Annotated in this window: 15 protein-coding genes; all 15 read left to right on the top strand. The window is 27.0% G+C overall.

The features are described from left to right. The first annotated feature begins 149 nt into the window (after positions 1 to 149). Positions 150 to 1,319, top strand: coding sequence for a CAP domain-containing protein (locus OIF33_RS09405; RefSeq protein ID WP_322503990.1), 1,170 nt, complete (start codon positions 150 to 152; stop codon positions 1,317 to 1,319). Positions 1,320 to 1,656: 337 nt separating this feature from the next. Then, on the top strand, positions 1,657 to 2,373 hold the full coding sequence (locus OIF33_RS09400; RefSeq protein ID WP_322503989.1) for a cell shape determination protein CcmA: 717 nt from the start codon (positions 1,657 to 1,659) through the stop codon (positions 2,371 to 2,373). Positions 2,374 to 2,434: 61 nt separating this feature from the next. Next, positions 2,435 to 3,175 carry a cell shape determination protein CcmA gene (locus tag OIF33_RS09395; RefSeq protein ID WP_322503988.1) on the top strand — a complete coding sequence of 247 codons (741 nt, stop codon included), beginning with the start codon at positions 2,435 to 2,437 and terminating at the stop codon, positions 3,173 to 3,175. Then, a complete protein-coding gene (locus tag OIF33_RS09390; protein WP_322503987.1) occupies positions 3,160 to 3,786 on the top strand; it encodes a DUF4004 family protein in 627 nt (208 codons plus the stop codon). The genes OIF33_RS09395 and OIF33_RS09390 overlap by 16 nt, the downstream gene beginning before the upstream one ends. A gap of 131 nt (positions 3,787 to 3,917) precedes the next feature. Continuing rightward, a complete protein-coding gene (locus tag OIF33_RS09385; protein WP_322503986.1) occupies positions 3,918 to 5,732 on the top strand; it encodes an ABC transporter ATP-binding protein in 1,815 nt (604 codons plus the stop codon). Next, positions 5,732 to 7,522, top strand: coding sequence for an ABC transporter ATP-binding protein (locus OIF33_RS09380; protein WP_322503985.1), 1,791 nt, complete (start codon positions 5,732 to 5,734; stop codon positions 7,520 to 7,522). The genes OIF33_RS09385 and OIF33_RS09380 overlap by 1 nt, the downstream gene beginning before the upstream one ends. A 279-nt stretch (positions 7,523 to 7,801) precedes the next feature. Next, positions 7,802 to 8,305, top strand: a complete 504-nt coding sequence (locus tag OIF33_RS09375) for a PH domain-containing protein (protein WP_322503984.1) — start codon at positions 7,802 to 7,804, stop codon at positions 8,303 to 8,305. Between the two features lie 2 nt (positions 8,306 to 8,307). After that, complete coding sequence (locus tag OIF33_RS09370) at positions 8,308 to 9,879, top strand: PH domain-containing protein (protein ID WP_322503983.1); 1,572 nt, start codon at positions 8,308 to 8,310, stop codon at positions 9,877 to 9,879. Between the two features lie 459 nt (positions 9,880 to 10,338). Next, on the top strand, positions 10,339 to 10,632 hold the full coding sequence (locus OIF33_RS09365; protein WP_322503982.1) for a metalloregulator ArsR/SmtB family transcription factor: 294 nt from the start codon (positions 10,339 to 10,341) through the stop codon (positions 10,630 to 10,632). An 86-nt stretch (positions 10,633 to 10,718) separates the two neighbouring features. Continuing rightward, positions 10,719 to 11,117, top strand: coding sequence for an arsenate reductase ArsC (locus tag OIF33_RS09360; protein ID WP_322503981.1), 399 nt, complete (start codon positions 10,719 to 10,721; stop codon positions 11,115 to 11,117). A 275-nt stretch (positions 11,118 to 11,392) separates the two neighbouring features. Next, entirely contained in the window at positions 11,393 to 12,721 is a 1,329-nt protein-coding gene (locus OIF33_RS09355; RefSeq protein ID WP_322503980.1) for an MATE family efflux transporter, read from the top strand. 330 nt (positions 12,722 to 13,051) lie between these two features. Beyond that, positions 13,052 to 13,720, top strand: coding sequence for a response regulator transcription factor (locus OIF33_RS09350; protein WP_322503979.1), 669 nt, complete (start codon positions 13,052 to 13,054; stop codon positions 13,718 to 13,720). Continuing rightward, entirely contained in the window at positions 13,717 to 14,727 is a 1,011-nt protein-coding gene (locus tag OIF33_RS09345) for an ATP-binding protein (RefSeq protein WP_322503978.1), read from the top strand. The genes OIF33_RS09350 and OIF33_RS09345 overlap by 4 nt, the downstream gene beginning before the upstream one ends. A 323-nt stretch (positions 14,728 to 15,050) precedes the next feature. Then, the gene (locus tag OIF33_RS09340) at positions 15,051 to 15,818 is read left to right on the top strand and encodes an ABC transporter ATP-binding protein (protein WP_322503977.1); all 768 of its coding nucleotides are present in this window, start codon (positions 15,051 to 15,053) and stop codon (positions 15,816 to 15,818) included. After that, the gene (locus OIF33_RS09335) at positions 15,808 to 17,856 is read left to right on the top strand and encodes an ABC transporter permease (RefSeq protein WP_322503976.1); all 2,049 of its coding nucleotides are present in this window, start codon (positions 15,808 to 15,810) and stop codon (positions 17,854 to 17,856) included. Before OIF33_RS09340 ends, OIF33_RS09335 begins: the two co-directional genes overlap by 11 nt. Positions 17,857 to 17,890: the final 34 nt, after the last annotated feature.

Raw genomic sequence — 17,890 nt, 5'->3', positions numbered from 1 at the left:
TTTTTATTTAATAGCTAAATAATTCTTAAATTATATTTTACTTAATATATAATTAAAGCTTTCAATAATATTGTCTCTACATATGAAGCTTTATAAGAATTATGGTTAGCTTTCTTAGGAAAAACAAAAGATAATTGGGGGGAAAAAATATGAATAAAAAAATAATTTCTGTAATAGTATCTTTAGGAGTAGTTGCTGGTAGTGCTGGAATGGCATATGCTAATACTATAAGTACAACAAATCCTAAAAGCTTAGAAGCTAGTAATAATGTTTTAACTGAGACTAACAAGAAAGCAGAAGATGGACAAGCTTCTGTTGAAAATACTAAGGCAACTACTGAGAGTAGCAATCCTTTTACAAAAGTATGTGAATCTGTAGCTAAAACATTCTGTAAAGATCAAGGACAAGCTAATAAAGAAGAAGGACAAGCTAATGCTGAAAAAAATAATAACATAAATAATTCTTCACAATGTGATGAAGGAAATGCAGCATGTAATGGAGCTAATGATCAAGCTTGTGAAAATAATAATGATTGTGCCAATGACAAAGGAATAAATTGCAAGGATCAAAATTGTGACAATAGTAAAGAAATAAATGATAATGGATTTTCAATTTTTGGATTTAAAATTCCATGTTTTAATAATGGGACTTTAAATAAAGGAAATAGTTGTTCAGAAACTGGTAACTCAAATAAAAATGATTCAGTTGAAGCACCAGCAGAAAAACCAACTAATGACAAGCCTGCTGAGAATCCTATTGTTAACAATCCAACAGAAAAACCAGAAAATAAACCTGTTGATAAGCCAGTAGAAAAACCTGCAGATAAACCAGTTAACAAACCTGCAGATAAACCTGAAAATAAGCCAGCTGACAAACCAGCAGAAAAACCAGCAGAGCAACCAAGTAACGATAGTGCTTATATAGCTCAAATTGAACAAATGATATTCAACAAAGTTAATGAGGAAAGAGCTAAAGCAGGGGTAGCGCCTTTAAGCTATAATAATACAATGCAAAAATATGCAAGAATTAAGTCAGAAGATATGGGAGTTAAAAAGTATTTTTCTCATGAAGATCCAAATGGACAATTAATAACAGCTAAAATGAAAGCTGATGGAGTTTCTTATAATTCATGGGGAGAAAATATAGCATATTTAAGTGGATACTCAGGTGACGCGAACATAGCTAATCAGTTTATGACAAACTGGATGAATTCATCAGGTCACAGAGCTAACATATTATCTTCAAACTTTACTTCTATGGGAGTTGGAGTTTATAAAGTTGGAGATACATACTATGCTACACAAGAGTTCATGAAATAATAGAGCTTTTCAGGCAGTTTTTAATATGAAGTTATAGTTAATAACTATAACTTCATATTTTCTTATATAACATGTTTAAAATATAAAGTGATAGACATAGGTAACTTAATATTTTTTAGAAATAGACTGAAAATAAAAATAATAAATTTAAAAGAATTTGTTTACAAAACATGGTATTTAGTATATACTAAAAATATAAATAGGTTTATATTTTTTTGAAGTTTAACGTAACAATGTTTCGTTAGTAAGTTTTAAATCTAATTTTAAATTAGTATAAACTATTATTATTTTGATATATAACGTAACAATGTTATATTGAAAGAAGGGTGATGAAACAATGCTTAATAATATAGATATTTCAGGAATGGGGAAAATTGCTGGAGGTGAATATAACAATATCAACATATCAGGTATGGTTAAAATTTTGGGTGATATAAAAGCTAACAATGTTGGAGTATCAGGAAAGGGAGACAGTTTAGCTAATATAGAAGCTAACTCTATAGACATTTCTGGAATGTTTAAAGTTTTAGGTGAGGCTAAAGTTATTGAATCAATTAACTCATCAGGAAGTTTTAAAGTCTTAAAAAATATTACTGCAAACAAAGTAAATATATCAGGTGCTTTAAAATGTTTAGAAGGAATAAACTTTGATTTGATTGAGCTTTCAGGATGGTTAAAATGCAAGAATGATTGTGAAGGAAGAAAAATTTATGGCGAAGGAAAAATAAATGTTGAAGGATTATTATCTGCCGATGAAATTGATATAAAACTATTAAGTAGATCTAATGTTAATGAAATAGGTGGAGAAAATATAAAAATTAAAGCTGGAGAGGAAAATTTCTTTAAAATTTTTATTTTTAATTATAAACAAAAAAATGAATTAGTTTGTAATCTTATAGAAGGTGATAATATAGAGATCGAAAATACCACTGCGAAGATTGTTAGAGGAAATAATATAATTATAGGTAGAAATTGCAAAATAGAGAAGATTGAATACTCAGGAGAATTGAGTGTAGCTGAGGGAAGTTGTGTTAAAGAAAAAATTTTAATTTAGTTGAATGAAATATTAGTTTGTAAGTAGATAAATAGTTTTTATAAAAGGAGATAGTAGTCTTATGGAAAATAAAGAAAACTTATATGATGTTAAAATAGCAGGTTCAGGAACAATTTCACCAGGAGAATATAACAATGTTAAGGTATCAGGCTCTGGTCAAATTTTGGGAAATATAAAGGCTAATGCAGTGAAAACAAGTGGAAGCACAGATGTTAAAGGAGATATAATTACAAAAGAAATTAAGTGTTCAGGTAGTGTGGTATGCGATGGAAATGTAACATCAACAGAAACATTAAAAGTAAACGGATCAGGAATATTTAAGCAAGATTTAAAGGGGAAAGAGATAGTTTTAAATGGAGGATGTTCAATTCGTGGTAATGTAAACTTTGAAAAGATGATAATAAGAGGTGGATGCAAAATTGATGGGGAATGTGAGGGAGAAGATTTTTATAGTATTGGAAATATATATATGGAAAATCTTTTGGCAGCTGATAAAATAACAATACTTCCAGAGGGAGAGTCATATATAAAAGAAATTGGAGGAGAAGAAATTACAGTAAAAGCTGAATATAGGAAAAAATTTATGTTTTTTAAATTTTCTATTAATTCAGATGGATTCTTAACATGTGATATTATTGAAGGAGATAAAATATCCTTAGAAAACACAAAATGTAAAATTCTTAGAGGAGATGATATTACTATAGGAAAGGGATGTGAAATAGAGAAAGTAGAATATACTGGTGAATTAAAAATAACAGATGAAAAAAGCACAGTAGGTGATAAGGTATGCATGAAGAATTAATTTCAAAAAAAGATTTATTAGCTTTAATGGGAATATCATATGGACAGTTATATAGATGGAAGAGAAAAAATCTAATTCCAGAGGAATGGTTTATAAAAAAGAGTGTTTCTACTGGACAAGAGACATTTTTCCCAAAGGAGAAGATCATAGAAAGAGTAAATACCATAATAGAACTTAAAGATGATGCCTCTCTAGATGAATTGGCAGAGAAGTTCTCTAATGAGATCAAAAATATTTACCTAAGACGAGAGTATATAGTGGAACGTAACATTGTTTCAGAGACAATTTTAAACATGTTTGATGCTTTTGCAGGAAGAGAAGAAAATTATAATGAAGTTACTTTGTTTACTTTATTAATATATAAGGACTTAATATTGAGTGGTCTTATTAATGGAGATGAAGCAAAAAATATTGTTCTTGCCCTAAAAAGGGAGTATGGAAGAATTGAAGATGAAATGACTTTAATAATAAAAAGAAAGTTAGGGGTGTGTTTTTATTATTTAGTCAATGAGGGCAAAGAGATAAACCTAGATGAAATAGCTGTGGTAATACAAAAAATAAATTTAGATAGAGTAAAGGATATGGTTAAAAAGTATAGTTTGATTAATTAAATTTATTGTAAAAATTCTAGATAAAGTTAAAAAATTTAATAAACCATAGTATTTTACAGAAAAATCAAGAAAGAATGATAAAATATATATAGAGTATTTGGAATAAAAAGGTATTTGGAGGGTGAGAATTTATGAGTGGTCATAAGAAGAAGGGTACTCTTATGAGTAATTTAAAGTATGTCTTGCAATATGCTTGGCAACAGGATAAAATAGTATTTTTACAATGTGCTATTTACACTATTCTAGCGCCAGCAGTTACTTTTTTAGGTATATTTTTACCTAAATTTTTGATTGATGAACTTATGGGTCAGCAGAGAATAGAAGTTATCTTAATAATTTTAGCTAGTTTTTTTGTTCTATCATCAATAGCTAATTTTATTGTTACATGGCTTGGAAATGCATATTATCCAAGAGTTGTTAAGCTTAGGATGGATTATGTCTCAAGGATAAGTGAAAAAGTAATGAGAATGGATTTTAAAAATACTGAAGATCCAGAGGTATTAAATAAAATAAAAAGTGTATATAATGCGGTTAGTAACAATAATACTGGGGTAGAGGGAATATATCATTTATTGTTAGGGCTTTGTGGTAAACTTACTGCTTTTATTGGATACATTTCAATATTATTCTTCTTAAGCCCATGGATTTTATTATTTTTAATGTTAAACGTTTTAATAAGTTATTATTTAACATTAAATGTTAAGAAATATGAGTATAGTCTAAAAGATGATGTGGCAGATAAGGATAGAAGAAGTTTTTATGCCTTTGATACTATGTATGATTTCTCATATGGAAAAGATATAAGAATATATAATTTGAAAAATCTTTTAGTTAAAAAGTTTAAAAAATTTAGAGGTGCGAGATTAGATATTTCTAAAGCTTTAAGAAAAAAAGAAATAAAAGCTAAGTTAGCAGATGTTGGGCTTATTGTAGTAAGGGAATCTGTTGTTTATGGTTATTTAATATATAAGGTATTATTTGCTGCTATGACTATTGGAGATTTTACAATGTATTTTTCAACAATAAGTGGCTTTGGAGATTGGATGAAAGGTATATTAGAGGATTTTGCTAATATCAAGGCTCAGAGCATGTATTTAGATGATATGAGAGAATTTCTAGAGATGAAGGATAGTGCTGAAGTAGAAAATCCAATAGAGGTTCCAAAAGATGATTCTTATGAGATAGAATTTAAAAACGTAGCATTTAAGTACCCAAGAACAGAGAGATATATTTATAAGAATCTTTCTCTAAAAATTAAAAAAGGACAAAGACTTGCTATTGTTGGAATTAATGGAGCAGGAAAAACGACTTTTGTTAAGCTTTTATGTAGACTTTATGAGCCCACAAGCGGGGAAATATTAATAAATGGAGTTAATATAAAGAATTTTTCAAAGGAAGAATATTTTAAGATTTTATCTGTAGTATTTCAAGAAATCAAGACATTTGCATTTAGTGTTTCAGAGAACGTATCTTTAAAAGAGGCAAAAGATACAGATAGGAATAAGGTTTTAAAATGCATAGATAAAGCTGGAGTTAAAGAAAAGATAGATTCACTTGAAAAAGGCATAGATACTTCTCTTTTAAAAATATTAGATGAAGAGGGAGTAGAACTATCAGGAGGAGAAAATCAAAAGTTAGCCTTAGCAAGAGCTTTATATAAGAATGGGAAAATAGTAATTTTGGACGAACCAACATCAGCCTTAGATGCTGTAGCAGAATATAATATCTATAAGGGTTTTGATGAGTTAATAGGAGAGAAAACAGCAATTTATATATCACATAGGTTAGCAAGTACAAAATTTTGTGATGTTATAGCCTTCTTTGAAAATGGAGAGGTTGTTGAATATGGAACACATGATGAACTTTTAAGTGAAAATGGAAAGTACAGTGAGATGTTTAACATACAGTCTCAATATTATAAAGAAGAAAGTGAGGCTTTAGCATAATGAAAAGGAAAGAAAAGTACACTAGTGATTTATATATAATAAAATATTTCTTGAAAACAGCACATGGCATGTCAAAAACTTATTTGCCTACATTGTTCTTTTCATCATTTTTTGCTGCGGCAGTTCCTTTCTTAAATATAATAATGCCAAAGTATATTATAGATGAATTATTAGGGGCTAAAAGAATAAAGGTACTTGTTTTTTTAGTATTGGCAACAGTAGTAGGTAATGGAATATTAAATGCTATAAATAGAATCTTAGAAAATAAATGTGCCTTTAAAAATGAGGAAATAGTTGCAGGTTTTGATTTGCTAATAGGAAAAAAGGTTATGGATATGGATTTTGAAAATATAGAAGATCCAGAAATGCTTAATTTGAAAGAAAGAGCCTTATTTCCAATAAGAAATCAGGGAGCTATTTGGCAACTTATATTTACTTTATCAAGTATATTAACTGAAATGATTAAAATCGTAGCTTTAATAGGATTAATCTTAACTTTAGACTGGATTATTATAGTAATAATAGTTGGAATAGTTCTTTTAAATACCTTTGTTTATAAGAAATCTCAAAGATTACAACACAAGTTTTATGATATGTTAATTCCACTAAACAGGGAGTATGGATACTATATAAATACAGTAAATGATTTTGGAGCAGCAAAGGATATAAGACTTTATAATGTAGCACCTCTTTTTGTTAATAAGATAGATAATTTCAATAAAAACAGCATGAGCATTTGGTCTAGAATGTTTAATAAACTAGGTGTTTTTGAAGGATTTAATCAAGTAGTAGTACAATTACAAATGCTTATAGTTTATGGATATATAACTTACAGAGTTTTAAATAAAAGTATAGGTATTGGTGATTTTGCAATGTACACAAATGCAGCTATAAACTTTAGCACATCAATTTCTAACCTTTTTAAAAACTATGTGACAATAAGACAAATGTGTAGATACCTTCAAGCTTATATGAAATTTGATAGTGTAGAGTCAAAACAAGTTAAGAATGGTAAGCATATTGAAAATTTAGAAGAGGCAAATATAGAATTTAAGAATGTTTCATTTAAATATCCAAGAAGTAAAGAATTCACTTTGAAAAATGTTTCAATTAATATAAAAGAAGGTGAAAAGCTTTCAGTAGTTGGATTAAATGGAGCCGGTAAAACAACTTTTATAAAACTTTTAGCAAGGCTTTATGATCCAACAGAGGGAGAAATTCTACTAAATGGAGTGAATATAAGGGAGTATGATTATGATGAATATATGAAACTTTTATCTGTGGTATTCCAAGACTTTAAGCTTCTATCATTTTCAATTAAAGAAAATATAGCATTAGATAAGGTTGAAAATGTTAAGGATGAGGATATAGAAGAGGTTTTAAGGAAAGGTGGATTTGAAAAAGATTTAGAAAAGCTACCTAAGGGAATATATACACCTATATACAAAAACTTTGATGAGGGTGGTATAGAATTCTCAGGAGGACAAGCACAGAAATTAGCCATAGCTAGAGCTATTTACAAAGATGCACCAATAGTAATCCTTGATGAGCCAACAGCAGCCTTAGATCCAAAAGCCGAGCATGAGATATATAGTAAGTTTAATGAGCTTATAGGAAAGAAAACTACAATATATATTTCACATAGATTATCTAGCTGTAAATTCTGTGATAAGATTGCAGTGTTCCATAAAGGAAGACTTATTCAATATGGTACACATGATGAGCTTGTAAAAGATAAAGGCAATGAATATGAGGTTATGTATAGTGCACAGGCTCAATATTATATTTAAATAAGGCCTTAAAAATATATAGAAATTTAATGTTTAAGACTGTATCTAAGATATAGAACTAATTTTATAAAAGTTAGTCTATTACAATAAATGCAGTCTTTTTATTCAAATAAATAATTAGGTTCCTTTCTTAAGCTTATCTTAATTTTTTTAGGTTAAAATTGACTAAGTAAATTCTATATGATATTTTAAGGAAAAGTTAACAAATTTTATAAAATTTAAACTTTTTAATAAGTTGTCATAAAAATAAATACGAATAAATTAAAAAGGGGGATGTTAATGAATAGAAAGCTTAGTAATAAAGCAATTAAATCTTGGGTAATATCTAGAAGTATTGCTCTAATAATATTATTAATTATATACATAGTAGCAATGGTTATTCTGCCTAAGTTTAATTTTCAGGGATTTAATTGGTTTATAAATAAATTTAGTACACCAATAAATATAGTAAGTTTAATAGTAATATTATTAACTGCTGTAAGTGCATTTATTGAGCCATTTTTTGAGTATAAGCAATGGAGCTATAGAATAAGTGAAGATGAAATATTTTTTACAGAGGGAATCTACTTTAGGAAGAGTGTAACAATACCTATTGTTAGAATACAAAATATAAATTTAAGTGAAGGACCAATTAATAGTTATTTTAATTTAGCTACTGTTAAGATAGGAACAGCTGGTGGAAGTTATGATATTCCTAATATCGATAAAGATGAAGTGGAAAAGATTAGAGCGTTTTTAAGTAAAAAGATAAATGAAAATGTAAGGGAGGAACTTAAGGGTTAATTATGAGTGAAGAGTTGAGTAGTAAAAAAATAAATCAATCTAATAATTATGAAAATCCTTTACATAATAGAGAAATAAAAATAAAAAATAATTGGAAAAGTTTGATTTATAGCTTGCCTAAATCAATAATAAATATTTTAGTTTTTTGTTTAGTAACAATAGCATTTTCTAAAAATAAGGCTTGGTATATTATTGGCATTGTTATCTTACTTGATTTAGTTTTTATGATAATTGAGTGGAATAAAACTTTTTTAGTTATATCAAATGATGAAGCTAAATATCATAAAGGCATATTATCAAAGAAGACTCTAATAATACCTAGAAAAAATTTGAAGTCAATGGATATATCTCAGAATCTAATAGAAAAAATTTTAGGTTATAAGGTACTTAAAATAGAAAGTTCAGCTAAGAATGCAGGATTAGAAGAAATTAAGTTTATGTTTTCTGATAAAGAAATAGAAATTTTAAAGAACTTTGCTTTTTCAGGAGATAATGAAATTTATGATGAGAAATTAGAAATTTCTGAGGCGAGTTTAGTATTAAATAAAAAAGAGCCTATAGAAAATAGTAATTGTAATAATACTACATCTGAAAAACAATACGAAAGAAAGTTTGAAAATAAAAAGCTAATACTTTTTGGTTTTACTAGCTTTAATTTATTTGTAGCATTAATATTTATTTTTAATGGAATAGACTATTTAGAAAAGATAGTGACTGTTAATTTTTTAGATAGTTTTTTCTCAAGAGTAGAGCAATATACTTTTTCTGCTGGAATCATAGTAGTTGGATTTATAAGTTTAGTTGGAATATTATTAGGACTTAAACTTATAGCAACAATATATTATTTTATAAAATATTATAATTTTACTATTTCTAAAAGTGGTGAGAACATAAAAATAAAGTATGGGTTACTAAGTACTAAAGAATTTTCATTTAAAGAAGATAATATTAAAATGATAAAGATAAAATCTAATCCAATTAGACAGCTTATTAAAAAGTATGAAGTGAATTTAACTTTAAAAGGATATTCTGGAGACGGAAAAGATCGTGTTTTATTATATCCATTAGGAGATTTAGAAGAAGTACAAAATTTAATTGAAGAACTTATACCACAGTGGAAAGTAGAAGGTGATGGAGAAGGAATAAAACATGGTAGAATAACCATGATAATTAAGCCAGTATTAGGTATTCTTTTTACATCAGTCATTGCTTTATTAATTTTTAAAACACCATGGGTAATGTTAATAAATTTACTTTTATTAATAGTAATACCTTCTGCAATTTTGAAAGTAAAAAATACAAATTTAAAAGTTAAAGACAATAAGGTACGGGCAGTTACTGGTGGATTCTTTAGAACTATACACATATTAAAGGCAAGAGATATACAAGCTGTGAGTTTCAAAGATAATCCTATACAATCAAACTTAGGAGTAGGAAAAATTATTATAGATTACTATAGTGAAATAGTTGAGGAAGTAAAGTTACCTTATATGAAAAAAGAGTTCGTTAATGAAATATTAAATGAATCATACAAGAAGTCTTTAAAAGTAAATGAAGTAAAGGATGCTAATTAGCATCCTTTTTATTATATTAAAATAGGCTCTGTTTTAAGTGAGTGTTGATTTTAGCTGGCCCCTCAGACTTACTTAATTTCGCAAAGAGTTTCTATTATCTATTCCAAAATAATAGCTAAGGCTTTTAAACTCGCTATCGCTCAAACAGAAAAAGCCTCTTAACGCTATTATTTTTCCATAGATGATGAAACTCTAAATTGCTCATTAAGATAGTCTTACGGTTCTATCTAAAATCAACACTAGTTTAAAATATAGCCAAAAATAAAAGGTGACTATATGTTTAATTATATTGAACAATATTAATATGAATTTATTTAGTTATACATCTATAAATATAGATGTATTATTATTATTATAGTGTGTTGTGATACAACTTATATTAATAAATTATATTGACATATATCGATATTTATAAATATAATGAATGAAGGATTACTTTGTGTTAGGATGTGTATAGTTATGGAAGATAGATTTGAAAAGAATTCAAGAGTCTTCAAAGCTTTAGGAGATTCAAATAGATTAAGAATATTAAATTTATTATCAGATGGAGAAAAGTGTGCTTGTGAAATACTTAAATGTTTTGATATTTCTCAGTCAACATTATCTCATCATATGAAGATTTTAAGTGAATGTGGGTTAGTTAAATCTAGAAAAGAAGGAACTTGGAATCATTATAGTCTTAATTTAAACAATGCCAATAGAGCAATACTATTCTTTATGGATGTAATAACTTATTCAGATATGGAAAAATGATGTGGGATAATATAATGAAAATTTGGAATTAACAATGTTTTTAAGTATTTATATTTAATAGAAGAAGATTAAGGGGGATTATTATTATGAAAAAAGTAGCATTTGTATGTGTTCATAATTCTTGTAGATCTCAAATGGCAGAGGCCTTTGGAAAGGTAATTGGATTAAATGTTTTTGAAAGTTATTCTGCTGGAACAGAAGAAAGAGATAAGATAAATCAAGATGCAGTTAGAATAATGAAAGAAATAGGAATTGATATGGAGTTAACTCAAAGACCTAAATTATTAGGTGAAATTCCAGAAGTAGATATAGTTATAACTATGGGATGTAATGTTCAGTGTCCAACTTTACCTTGCAAACATAGAGAAGACTGGGGATTAGAGGATCCAACTGGTAAAAGTGATGATGATTTTATATATACAAGAAATAAAATAAAGGAAAAAGTTGAAGAGTTAGTATATAGAATAAAAAATGGACAACTTTAATAAAGAGGTATTTATGAAAATAAGTATTAAGCTTTTGGTTCATAAAAATCTATAAAGTATGTGAAGAGAATATCTGTATGAGCTTTAGAATTTAAGTAATCATGGAAAGAAATTTATGTTAAGAAGCTGAGACTGTTTGACCGAAGGAATTTCGAAGCTTTAATAAATTTATTGTAATGATTTCTATAAATTCTTAGTGAAATACAGCTGATTCTCGGAACATATTTATAGATTTTATAATTATAAAAAGCTTAATAAATTTTTAGGAGAGTAATATGAAGAAAGTAGATTTAACTAAGGGAAAGGTGTTAAGTGTACTTACCACTTTAGCACTTCCAATTATGGGGAGTTCATTTCTTCAGTTTGCATATGGACTTATAGATATGTTTTGGGTTGGAGGTTTAGGAAGTGGTGCTGTAGCAAGCATTGGTTCTTCAAGCTTCTTTTTAGGACTTGGATATTCTATAAATGCTTTAGTAGTGACTGGGACTGGAATAAAAGTTTCTCATGAGGTAGGAAGAAAAAATGAAATAGAAACAGAGGATTATATAAGAAATGGTCTTATTATGAACTTTGTTATAGGTATAATATATACTTTAATATTAGTTATATTTGGAAAGGGATTTATAGGTTTTTTAAATTTAAATGATCCAATAGTAGAGAAGGACTCATATATATACTTAGCTGTAAGTGCTCCAGTATTATTCTTTAGCTTTTTTAATTATCTTTTCACAAGAATATTAGCTAGCTTTGGTAATAATAAAGTAGCTTTAAAAATAAGTGCTATTGGAATAATTCTAAATATGGTATTGGATCCGATTTTAATATATATATTTAAAATGGGTGTCTTTGGTGCAGCAGTTGCAACATTATTAGCTAATATGCTTATGTTCTTTATGTATCTGTATCATGGAAAAGGAATATTCAAAATAGATTTAAAGAAGAAAATAAATTATGAAAAAGTAAGAGAAATAGCTAGACTAGGATTCCCTATGGCATCTCAAAGAGTACTTTTTACTTTAGTAAACATTATTTTAGCTAGAATAATAGCTAGTTTTGGGGCTGATGCTATAGCAGCTCAGAAAATAGGATTACAAATAGAGTCAGTAAGTTTCATGGTTGTTGGAGGATTAAATGGAGCCATAGCAGGCTTTACAGGGCAAAATTACGGAGCAAAGAAATTTAATAGAGTAAATGAAGGATATAAGAAGGCTTTATTCTTAGGATCAATATATTCAATACTTATTTCGGCTATATTTATATGTATTCCTGGAGCTTTAGTAAGGTTATTTGTTAAAGATGAGGCTACAATTATAATTGGAAGTAGTTATTTAAGAGTTTTAGGTATAGTTCAAATATTTAGTAGTTTTGAAATGATATCAAATGGAGTTTTCTCAGGATTAGGGCTTCCTAAAATACCATCGGCTATAAGCATAATATTCACCATGTTAAGAATACCTATAGCTTTAGTTTTAGTTAACTTCTTAGGTATAAATGGAGTATGGTGGAGTATAGCCATATCAAATATATTAAAAGGAAGTATATCTTGTTTAATTTATAGATTTAGGATTTATAAAAAATATATTTTATGTAATGAAAAATAATGTTTTGATATTTAGATATGTTTTAAACTAGTGTTGATTTTAGACAGAATTGCTCATTAAGTTAGGTCTAAAAATTTAGCTAAAAATCAAAATTTACTTAAAATAGAGTCTATTATTTAAATTGAACTGTATTAAAGTATTTATTTGTTAAGATGCTTTGATGCAGTTTTTTTAATATAATGTAAATAGAAATTATATTAAAAAATATAAAATTACAAATAATAATTAAAATAAAGAAGAAGTTTAAATAAGATGAAGCAAGAGAGAGTTTTAAAATTTGAACTTTTTGTGATATTCTAAGCTTATAAATAAAGTGGAAGGATGAGTTAAATGAAGAAAATTCTTATAATTGAAGATACAGATACAATAAGAGAAGAGCTTACAAAACTTCTTACTAGATATGGATATGAAGTTTTAGCTCCAACAGATTTTGAAAACATATTAGAATATGTTAAAGAAAATAATGCAGATTTAATATTATTAGATATAAATTTACCTTATTTTGATGGATATCATATCTGTAGAGAAATAAGAAAGGATTCTAATGTACCTATAATAATAGTTACAAGCAGAGATAGTGATATGGATGAAATTATGAGTATGAATTTAGGTGCTGATGATTTTATAACAAAACCTTATAATACTCAAATATTATTAGCTAGAATAGCATCTTTACTTAGAAGAACTTATTCGCTAGCAGAACAAGAAGTTTTAACTTACGGAGATTTAAAGCTTAATTTATCTAATGGAACAATTTCTTGTAAAGGAAAAAATGAGGAATTAACTAAAAATGAACTTAAAATATTAGCGTGTCTTCTAAAAAATAAAGGAAATGTTGTTTCAAGAGAAGATCTTATGGATTATATGTGGAACTCTGATATTTTTGTAGATGATAATACTCTATCAGTAAACGTAACAAGACTTAGAAAGAAGCTAGAGGAAGTTGGAGTAAAAGGTGCTATAGAAACTAGAAGAGGATTAGGATATATTATGCCATGAAGCTAAGAGAATACTTTGAAGATAAATTATTTTTTATAATTTCAAACTTTATAATTTTTGCTACTATAGCAGTTTTATTGTTCATAGGTAACATTGGCTCAGGAATAATATTTTTAATATCATGTTTTTGGTTTATTCCCCTTTTTACATATATAATTTTAGATTTTTATAAAAGTAAAAAATTCTATGATAATATAACTAATGCTTTAGATAATTTAGATAGGAAATATTTACTACCAGAAGTAATAGAAGAACCTAATTTTTATCATGGAAAGTTCTTATATGAGGTATTAAAGGAAACTGATAAGGATATGCATGAACAGGTTAAGAAATACAAACTTGAACAAAAAGAATATAGAGAGTATATAGAAACTTGGGTTCATGAAATAAAAACTCCAATAGCATCTACAAGGCTTATTTTAGAAAATAATGAAAGTAAGATGAGCGAAACTATTAAAAAGGAAATTAAAAAAATAGAAGAGTATATAGATCAAGCATTATATTATGCAAGAAGTACAGATGTTAGTAAAGACTACATTGTAAGAGAATTTTCTTTGGGGAAAAGTGTAAGAAATGTAATCAAGAAGAATTCTAGAGATTTTATAAATAAGAGAATTGCTATAGATTTAGAGGACTTAGATTATAATGTTTATAGTGACGAAAAGTGGGTTGAATTCATAATAAATCAAATTATAAACAATGCAATAAAGTATAGTTCAGAAAATAGTAGAGTTAAGGTATCAGCGAATGAGTTTAAAAACAGTATAATTTTAAAGATTAAAGATAGTGGTGTTGGAATACCTAACAGAGATTTAGGAAGAGTTTTTGAAAAAGGTTTTACAGGAGAAAATGGAAGAAGATTTACTAAATCTACAGGAATGGGATTATATCTATGTAAGAATCTTTGTGAGAAGTTAGGGTTAGGTATTAAAATAAATTCAGAAGAGAATGAAGGAACAGAAGTAAGTATAGTCTTCCCTGTAGGAAATGCTTTAATGGCAAAATAAAATATGTGTTTATTAAATTTAGCTTTGTTTTAAGTTAATTTTGAGTTTAAGATTACATACAGATTTAAAAATGCTATAAAGAAATCTAAAACTTATAATTTAATTAAGTTTTAATTTAAGAGTATGATTAGTTTAAATATAGAAAGCTAATTATACTCTTATTATTTATATATTATTGATAACTGCAATAAAATTTTTATATTAATTTTATTTTAGTATAGAAGTCTTACAAAATTGTAATGTATATGAAAGATAAATAAATATGTGATTTTCATTAAAGAAGATAAAATAACATTGTAAGATGAAATGAGGAGGAACAAGATATGAAAAATATTTTAAGTGTTGAAAATATAGAAAAATATTATGGAAATAAAGATAATGTAACAAAAGCTATAGACAATATAAGCTTTAAGGTTGATAAAGGTGAGTTTGTTGGAATAATGGGACCATCAGGAAGTGGTAAAACAACATTACTTAATTGTATATCAACTATAGACAATGTTACTACAGGAAATATAATTATTAATGGAAAAGATATTACAAAATTAAAATCAAAGCAATTAGAAAAGTTTAGAAGGGATGAGTTAGGATTTATATTCCAAGACTTTAATCTACTAGATACATTAACATCATATGAAAATATAGCTTTAGCATTAACTATACAAGGTAGAAAACCAAAAGAAATAGATATTCTTATTAAAAAAGTTGCAAAAAGCTTAGGGATTGAGGAAATATTAAATAAGTTCCCATATCAAATATCAGGTGGACAAAAGCAGAGAGTTGCTTCAGCTAGAGCAATAGTGACAAATCCATCATTAATATTAGCCGATGAGCCAACAGGAGCATTAGATTCAAAATCAGCAAGAATGCTTCTTGATTCCTTTGAAAATTTAAATAAAGAGTTAGAAGCTACAATACTTATGGTAACTCATGATGCTTTTACAGCAAGTTATGCTCATAGAATTTTATTTATAAAAGACGGAAAGATATTCAATGAATTAGTAAGAGGAACAGATTCAAGAAAAGAATTCTTTGACAGAATTATTGAGGTTATAACACTTCTTGGAGGGGATGATAGAGATGTATTTTAAGATAGCTTTAAACAATGTTAGAAAGAGCTTTAAAGATTATTCAATATACTTTCTAACATTAACTCTTGGAGTATGTATATTCTATGCATTTAACTCCATAGGAGATCAAAAAGCCTTTACAGAATTAGGATCAAGACAGGCAGAATATATAAAAGTATTACAGAGTTTAATATCTGGAATCTCTGTATTTATATCTTGTGTTTTAGGTGGATTAATTCTTTACGCAAATAACTTTTTAGTTAAGAAGCGTAAAAAAGAATTAGGTATATATATGACACTTGGTATGGGGAAAAATAAGATTTCAAAAATACTTACATATGAAACAGCTTTAGTAGGAATTATATCTCTAGTTGTAGGTTTAGGAGTAGGTATAATAGTTTCTCAAGGAATATCTGCTTTTGCAGCTAAGTTATTTGAAGTTCCACTAAGTAATTATAAGTTCTTATTATCAACTGATGCTATTATAAAGACTGTTTTATATTTTGGGATAATATTTATCTTAGTTATGCTTTTTAACACTGTTGTAATTTCAAAGTATAAACTTATAGACATGTTAACAGCAGCTAAAAAGAATGAGGATATGAAAATCAAAAATCCTATATTAACAGCAATAATCTTTTTATTATCTTTAGGATTATTAGGTAGTGCCTATGGGTTAGTAATTAAAGTTGGTTTAAATCCAACAGATAGTATGTTCTGGGGATCAATAGCTTTAGGTGTTTTAGGAACATTACTATTATTCTTTAGTTTAGCAGGATTTGTTTTATATGTTGTTCAAAAGAACAAAAATGTTTACTTAAAAGGATTAAACATCTTTGTATTAAGACAAATGAATAGTAAGATAAATACTAACTTCTTATCAATGACAGTAATATGTCTTATGTTATTCTTAACTATAGGAACATTATCAACTGGTTTAAGCTTCAAAAATGCTTTAGAAAAAGGATTAGAAGCTACAACTCCATTTGATGCATCAGCTCAATATTTTCCAGATAAGGCTGGTAATATAAAAACTGCTGAGCAATCAATAAAAGAGTTAGGATTTAAATTTAATCCAGAGGATAAGATTGTTTCATATAATGAATATGATTTAAAAGATACTAATTTAGGAAACTTATTAGATAAAAATGCAGAAGATAAAAATACAAAAAGTTTAGTGACAACAGTTAGTGATTATGGAGTAAATGCTATAAGTATAAGTTCATATAATGACATAAGAGCTTTAAAAGGAGAAAAACCATTAAACTTAAATAATAATGAAGTATTAATATCATCTAATTTTACTAAATTAGAAAATACTTTAAAAAATATAATTGAAAATAATAAAAAAATAGATATTAATGGTAAAGAATATACTATTGCAAATAGTTCATTAACAGGGAAAAATCAGGCTATAGAGGAATCTCTTGAAAGCACAGGAATGGCAAGTAATTTCCTTACTTTAATAGTACCAGATGATGTTGTTTCTAATTTAGAGCCTTTTTCAAGTAAAATTAATATAAACTTCCCTAATAATTCAAAAGAAGAAGAAAAAAGAGTGCAAAAATTATTCAGTGATTACAGAGATGGAATTATTGATACAGACCAATATGGCTTTGTAAATGGATATACAAGAGATCGTATATATGAAGAAAATAACGGTGTGACAAATACAATATTATTCATAGGAATATATTTAGGAATAATATTCTTAATATCAAGTACTGCAGTACTTGCACTTCAACAATTATCAGAAGCTAGTGATAGTGTTGTAAGATACAAATCTTTAAGAAGAATTGGTGTATCTCAAAAGATGATAAATAAATCAATATTTACACAAGTAAGTATTTATTTTGGATTACCATTAGTTGTAGCTTTAGTTCACTCAGTAGTTGCAATAAAAGTGGTAAATGGATTCCTAACTATGTTTAATAAACCAGATATAGGAGCATCATCATTAGTAACTGCTTTAATAATGGTAATTGTTTATGGTGGGTATTTCTACGCAACATATACCGGGTATAAAGCAACAGTAAAGAATGCTCTAAAACAAAAATAATAAGAAAAGCCAATAAACTTACTTATAAAATAAA

Origin of the sequence: Clostridium sp. LIBA-8841, from assembly GCF_034439435.1 — a bacterium.
Taxonomy (GTDB): Bacteria; Bacillota; Clostridia; order Clostridiales; family Clostridiaceae; genus Sarcina.
The sequence above is the reverse complement of the archived record's forward strand: the minus strand, read 5'-3'. Positions and strand labels throughout refer to the sequence as shown.

Bases quoted from the DNA above. Each gene is read 5' to 3' on its own strand.
- OIF33_RS09345 (WP_322503978.1), top strand. From the start codon at position 13,717: ATGAAGCTAAGAGAATACTTTGAAGATAAATTATTTTTTATAATTTCA.
- OIF33_RS09365 (WP_322503982.1), top strand. From the start codon at position 10,339: ATGGAAGATAGATTTGAAAAGAATTCAAGAGTCTTCAAAGCTTTAGGA.
- OIF33_RS09390 (WP_322503987.1), top strand. From the start codon at position 3,160: ATGCATGAAGAATTAATTTCAAAAAAAGATTTATTAGCTTTAATGGGA.
- OIF33_RS09380 (WP_322503985.1), top strand. From the start codon at position 5,732: ATGAAAAGGAAAGAAAAGTACACTAGTGATTTATATATAATAAAATAT.
- OIF33_RS09395 (WP_322503988.1), top strand. From the start codon at position 2,435: ATGGAAAATAAAGAAAACTTATATGATGTTAAAATAGCAGGTTCAGGA.
- OIF33_RS09370 (WP_322503983.1), top strand. From the start codon at position 8,308: ATGAGTGAAGAGTTGAGTAGTAAAAAAATAAATCAATCTAATAATTAT.
- OIF33_RS09340 (WP_322503977.1), top strand. From the start codon at position 15,051: ATGAAAAATATTTTAAGTGTTGAAAATATAGAAAAATATTATGGAAAT.
- OIF33_RS09360 (WP_322503981.1), top strand. From the start codon at position 10,719: ATGAAAAAAGTAGCATTTGTATGTGTTCATAATTCTTGTAGATCTCAA.
- OIF33_RS09400 (WP_322503989.1), top strand. From the start codon at position 1,657: ATGCTTAATAATATAGATATTTCAGGAATGGGGAAAATTGCTGGAGGT.
- OIF33_RS09350 (WP_322503979.1), top strand. From the start codon at position 13,052: ATGAAGAAAATTCTTATAATTGAAGATACAGATACAATAAGAGAAGAG.
- OIF33_RS09385 (WP_322503986.1), top strand. From the start codon at position 3,918: ATGAGTGGTCATAAGAAGAAGGGTACTCTTATGAGTAATTTAAAGTAT.
- OIF33_RS09405 (WP_322503990.1), top strand. From the start codon at position 150: ATGAATAAAAAAATAATTTCTGTAATAGTATCTTTAGGAGTAGTTGCT.
- OIF33_RS09355 (WP_322503980.1), top strand. From the start codon at position 11,393: ATGAAGAAAGTAGATTTAACTAAGGGAAAGGTGTTAAGTGTACTTACC.
- OIF33_RS09335 (WP_322503976.1), top strand. From the start codon at position 15,808: ATGTATTTTAAGATAGCTTTAAACAATGTTAGAAAGAGCTTTAAAGAT.
- OIF33_RS09375 (WP_322503984.1), top strand. From the start codon at position 7,802: ATGAATAGAAAGCTTAGTAATAAAGCAATTAAATCTTGGGTAATATCT.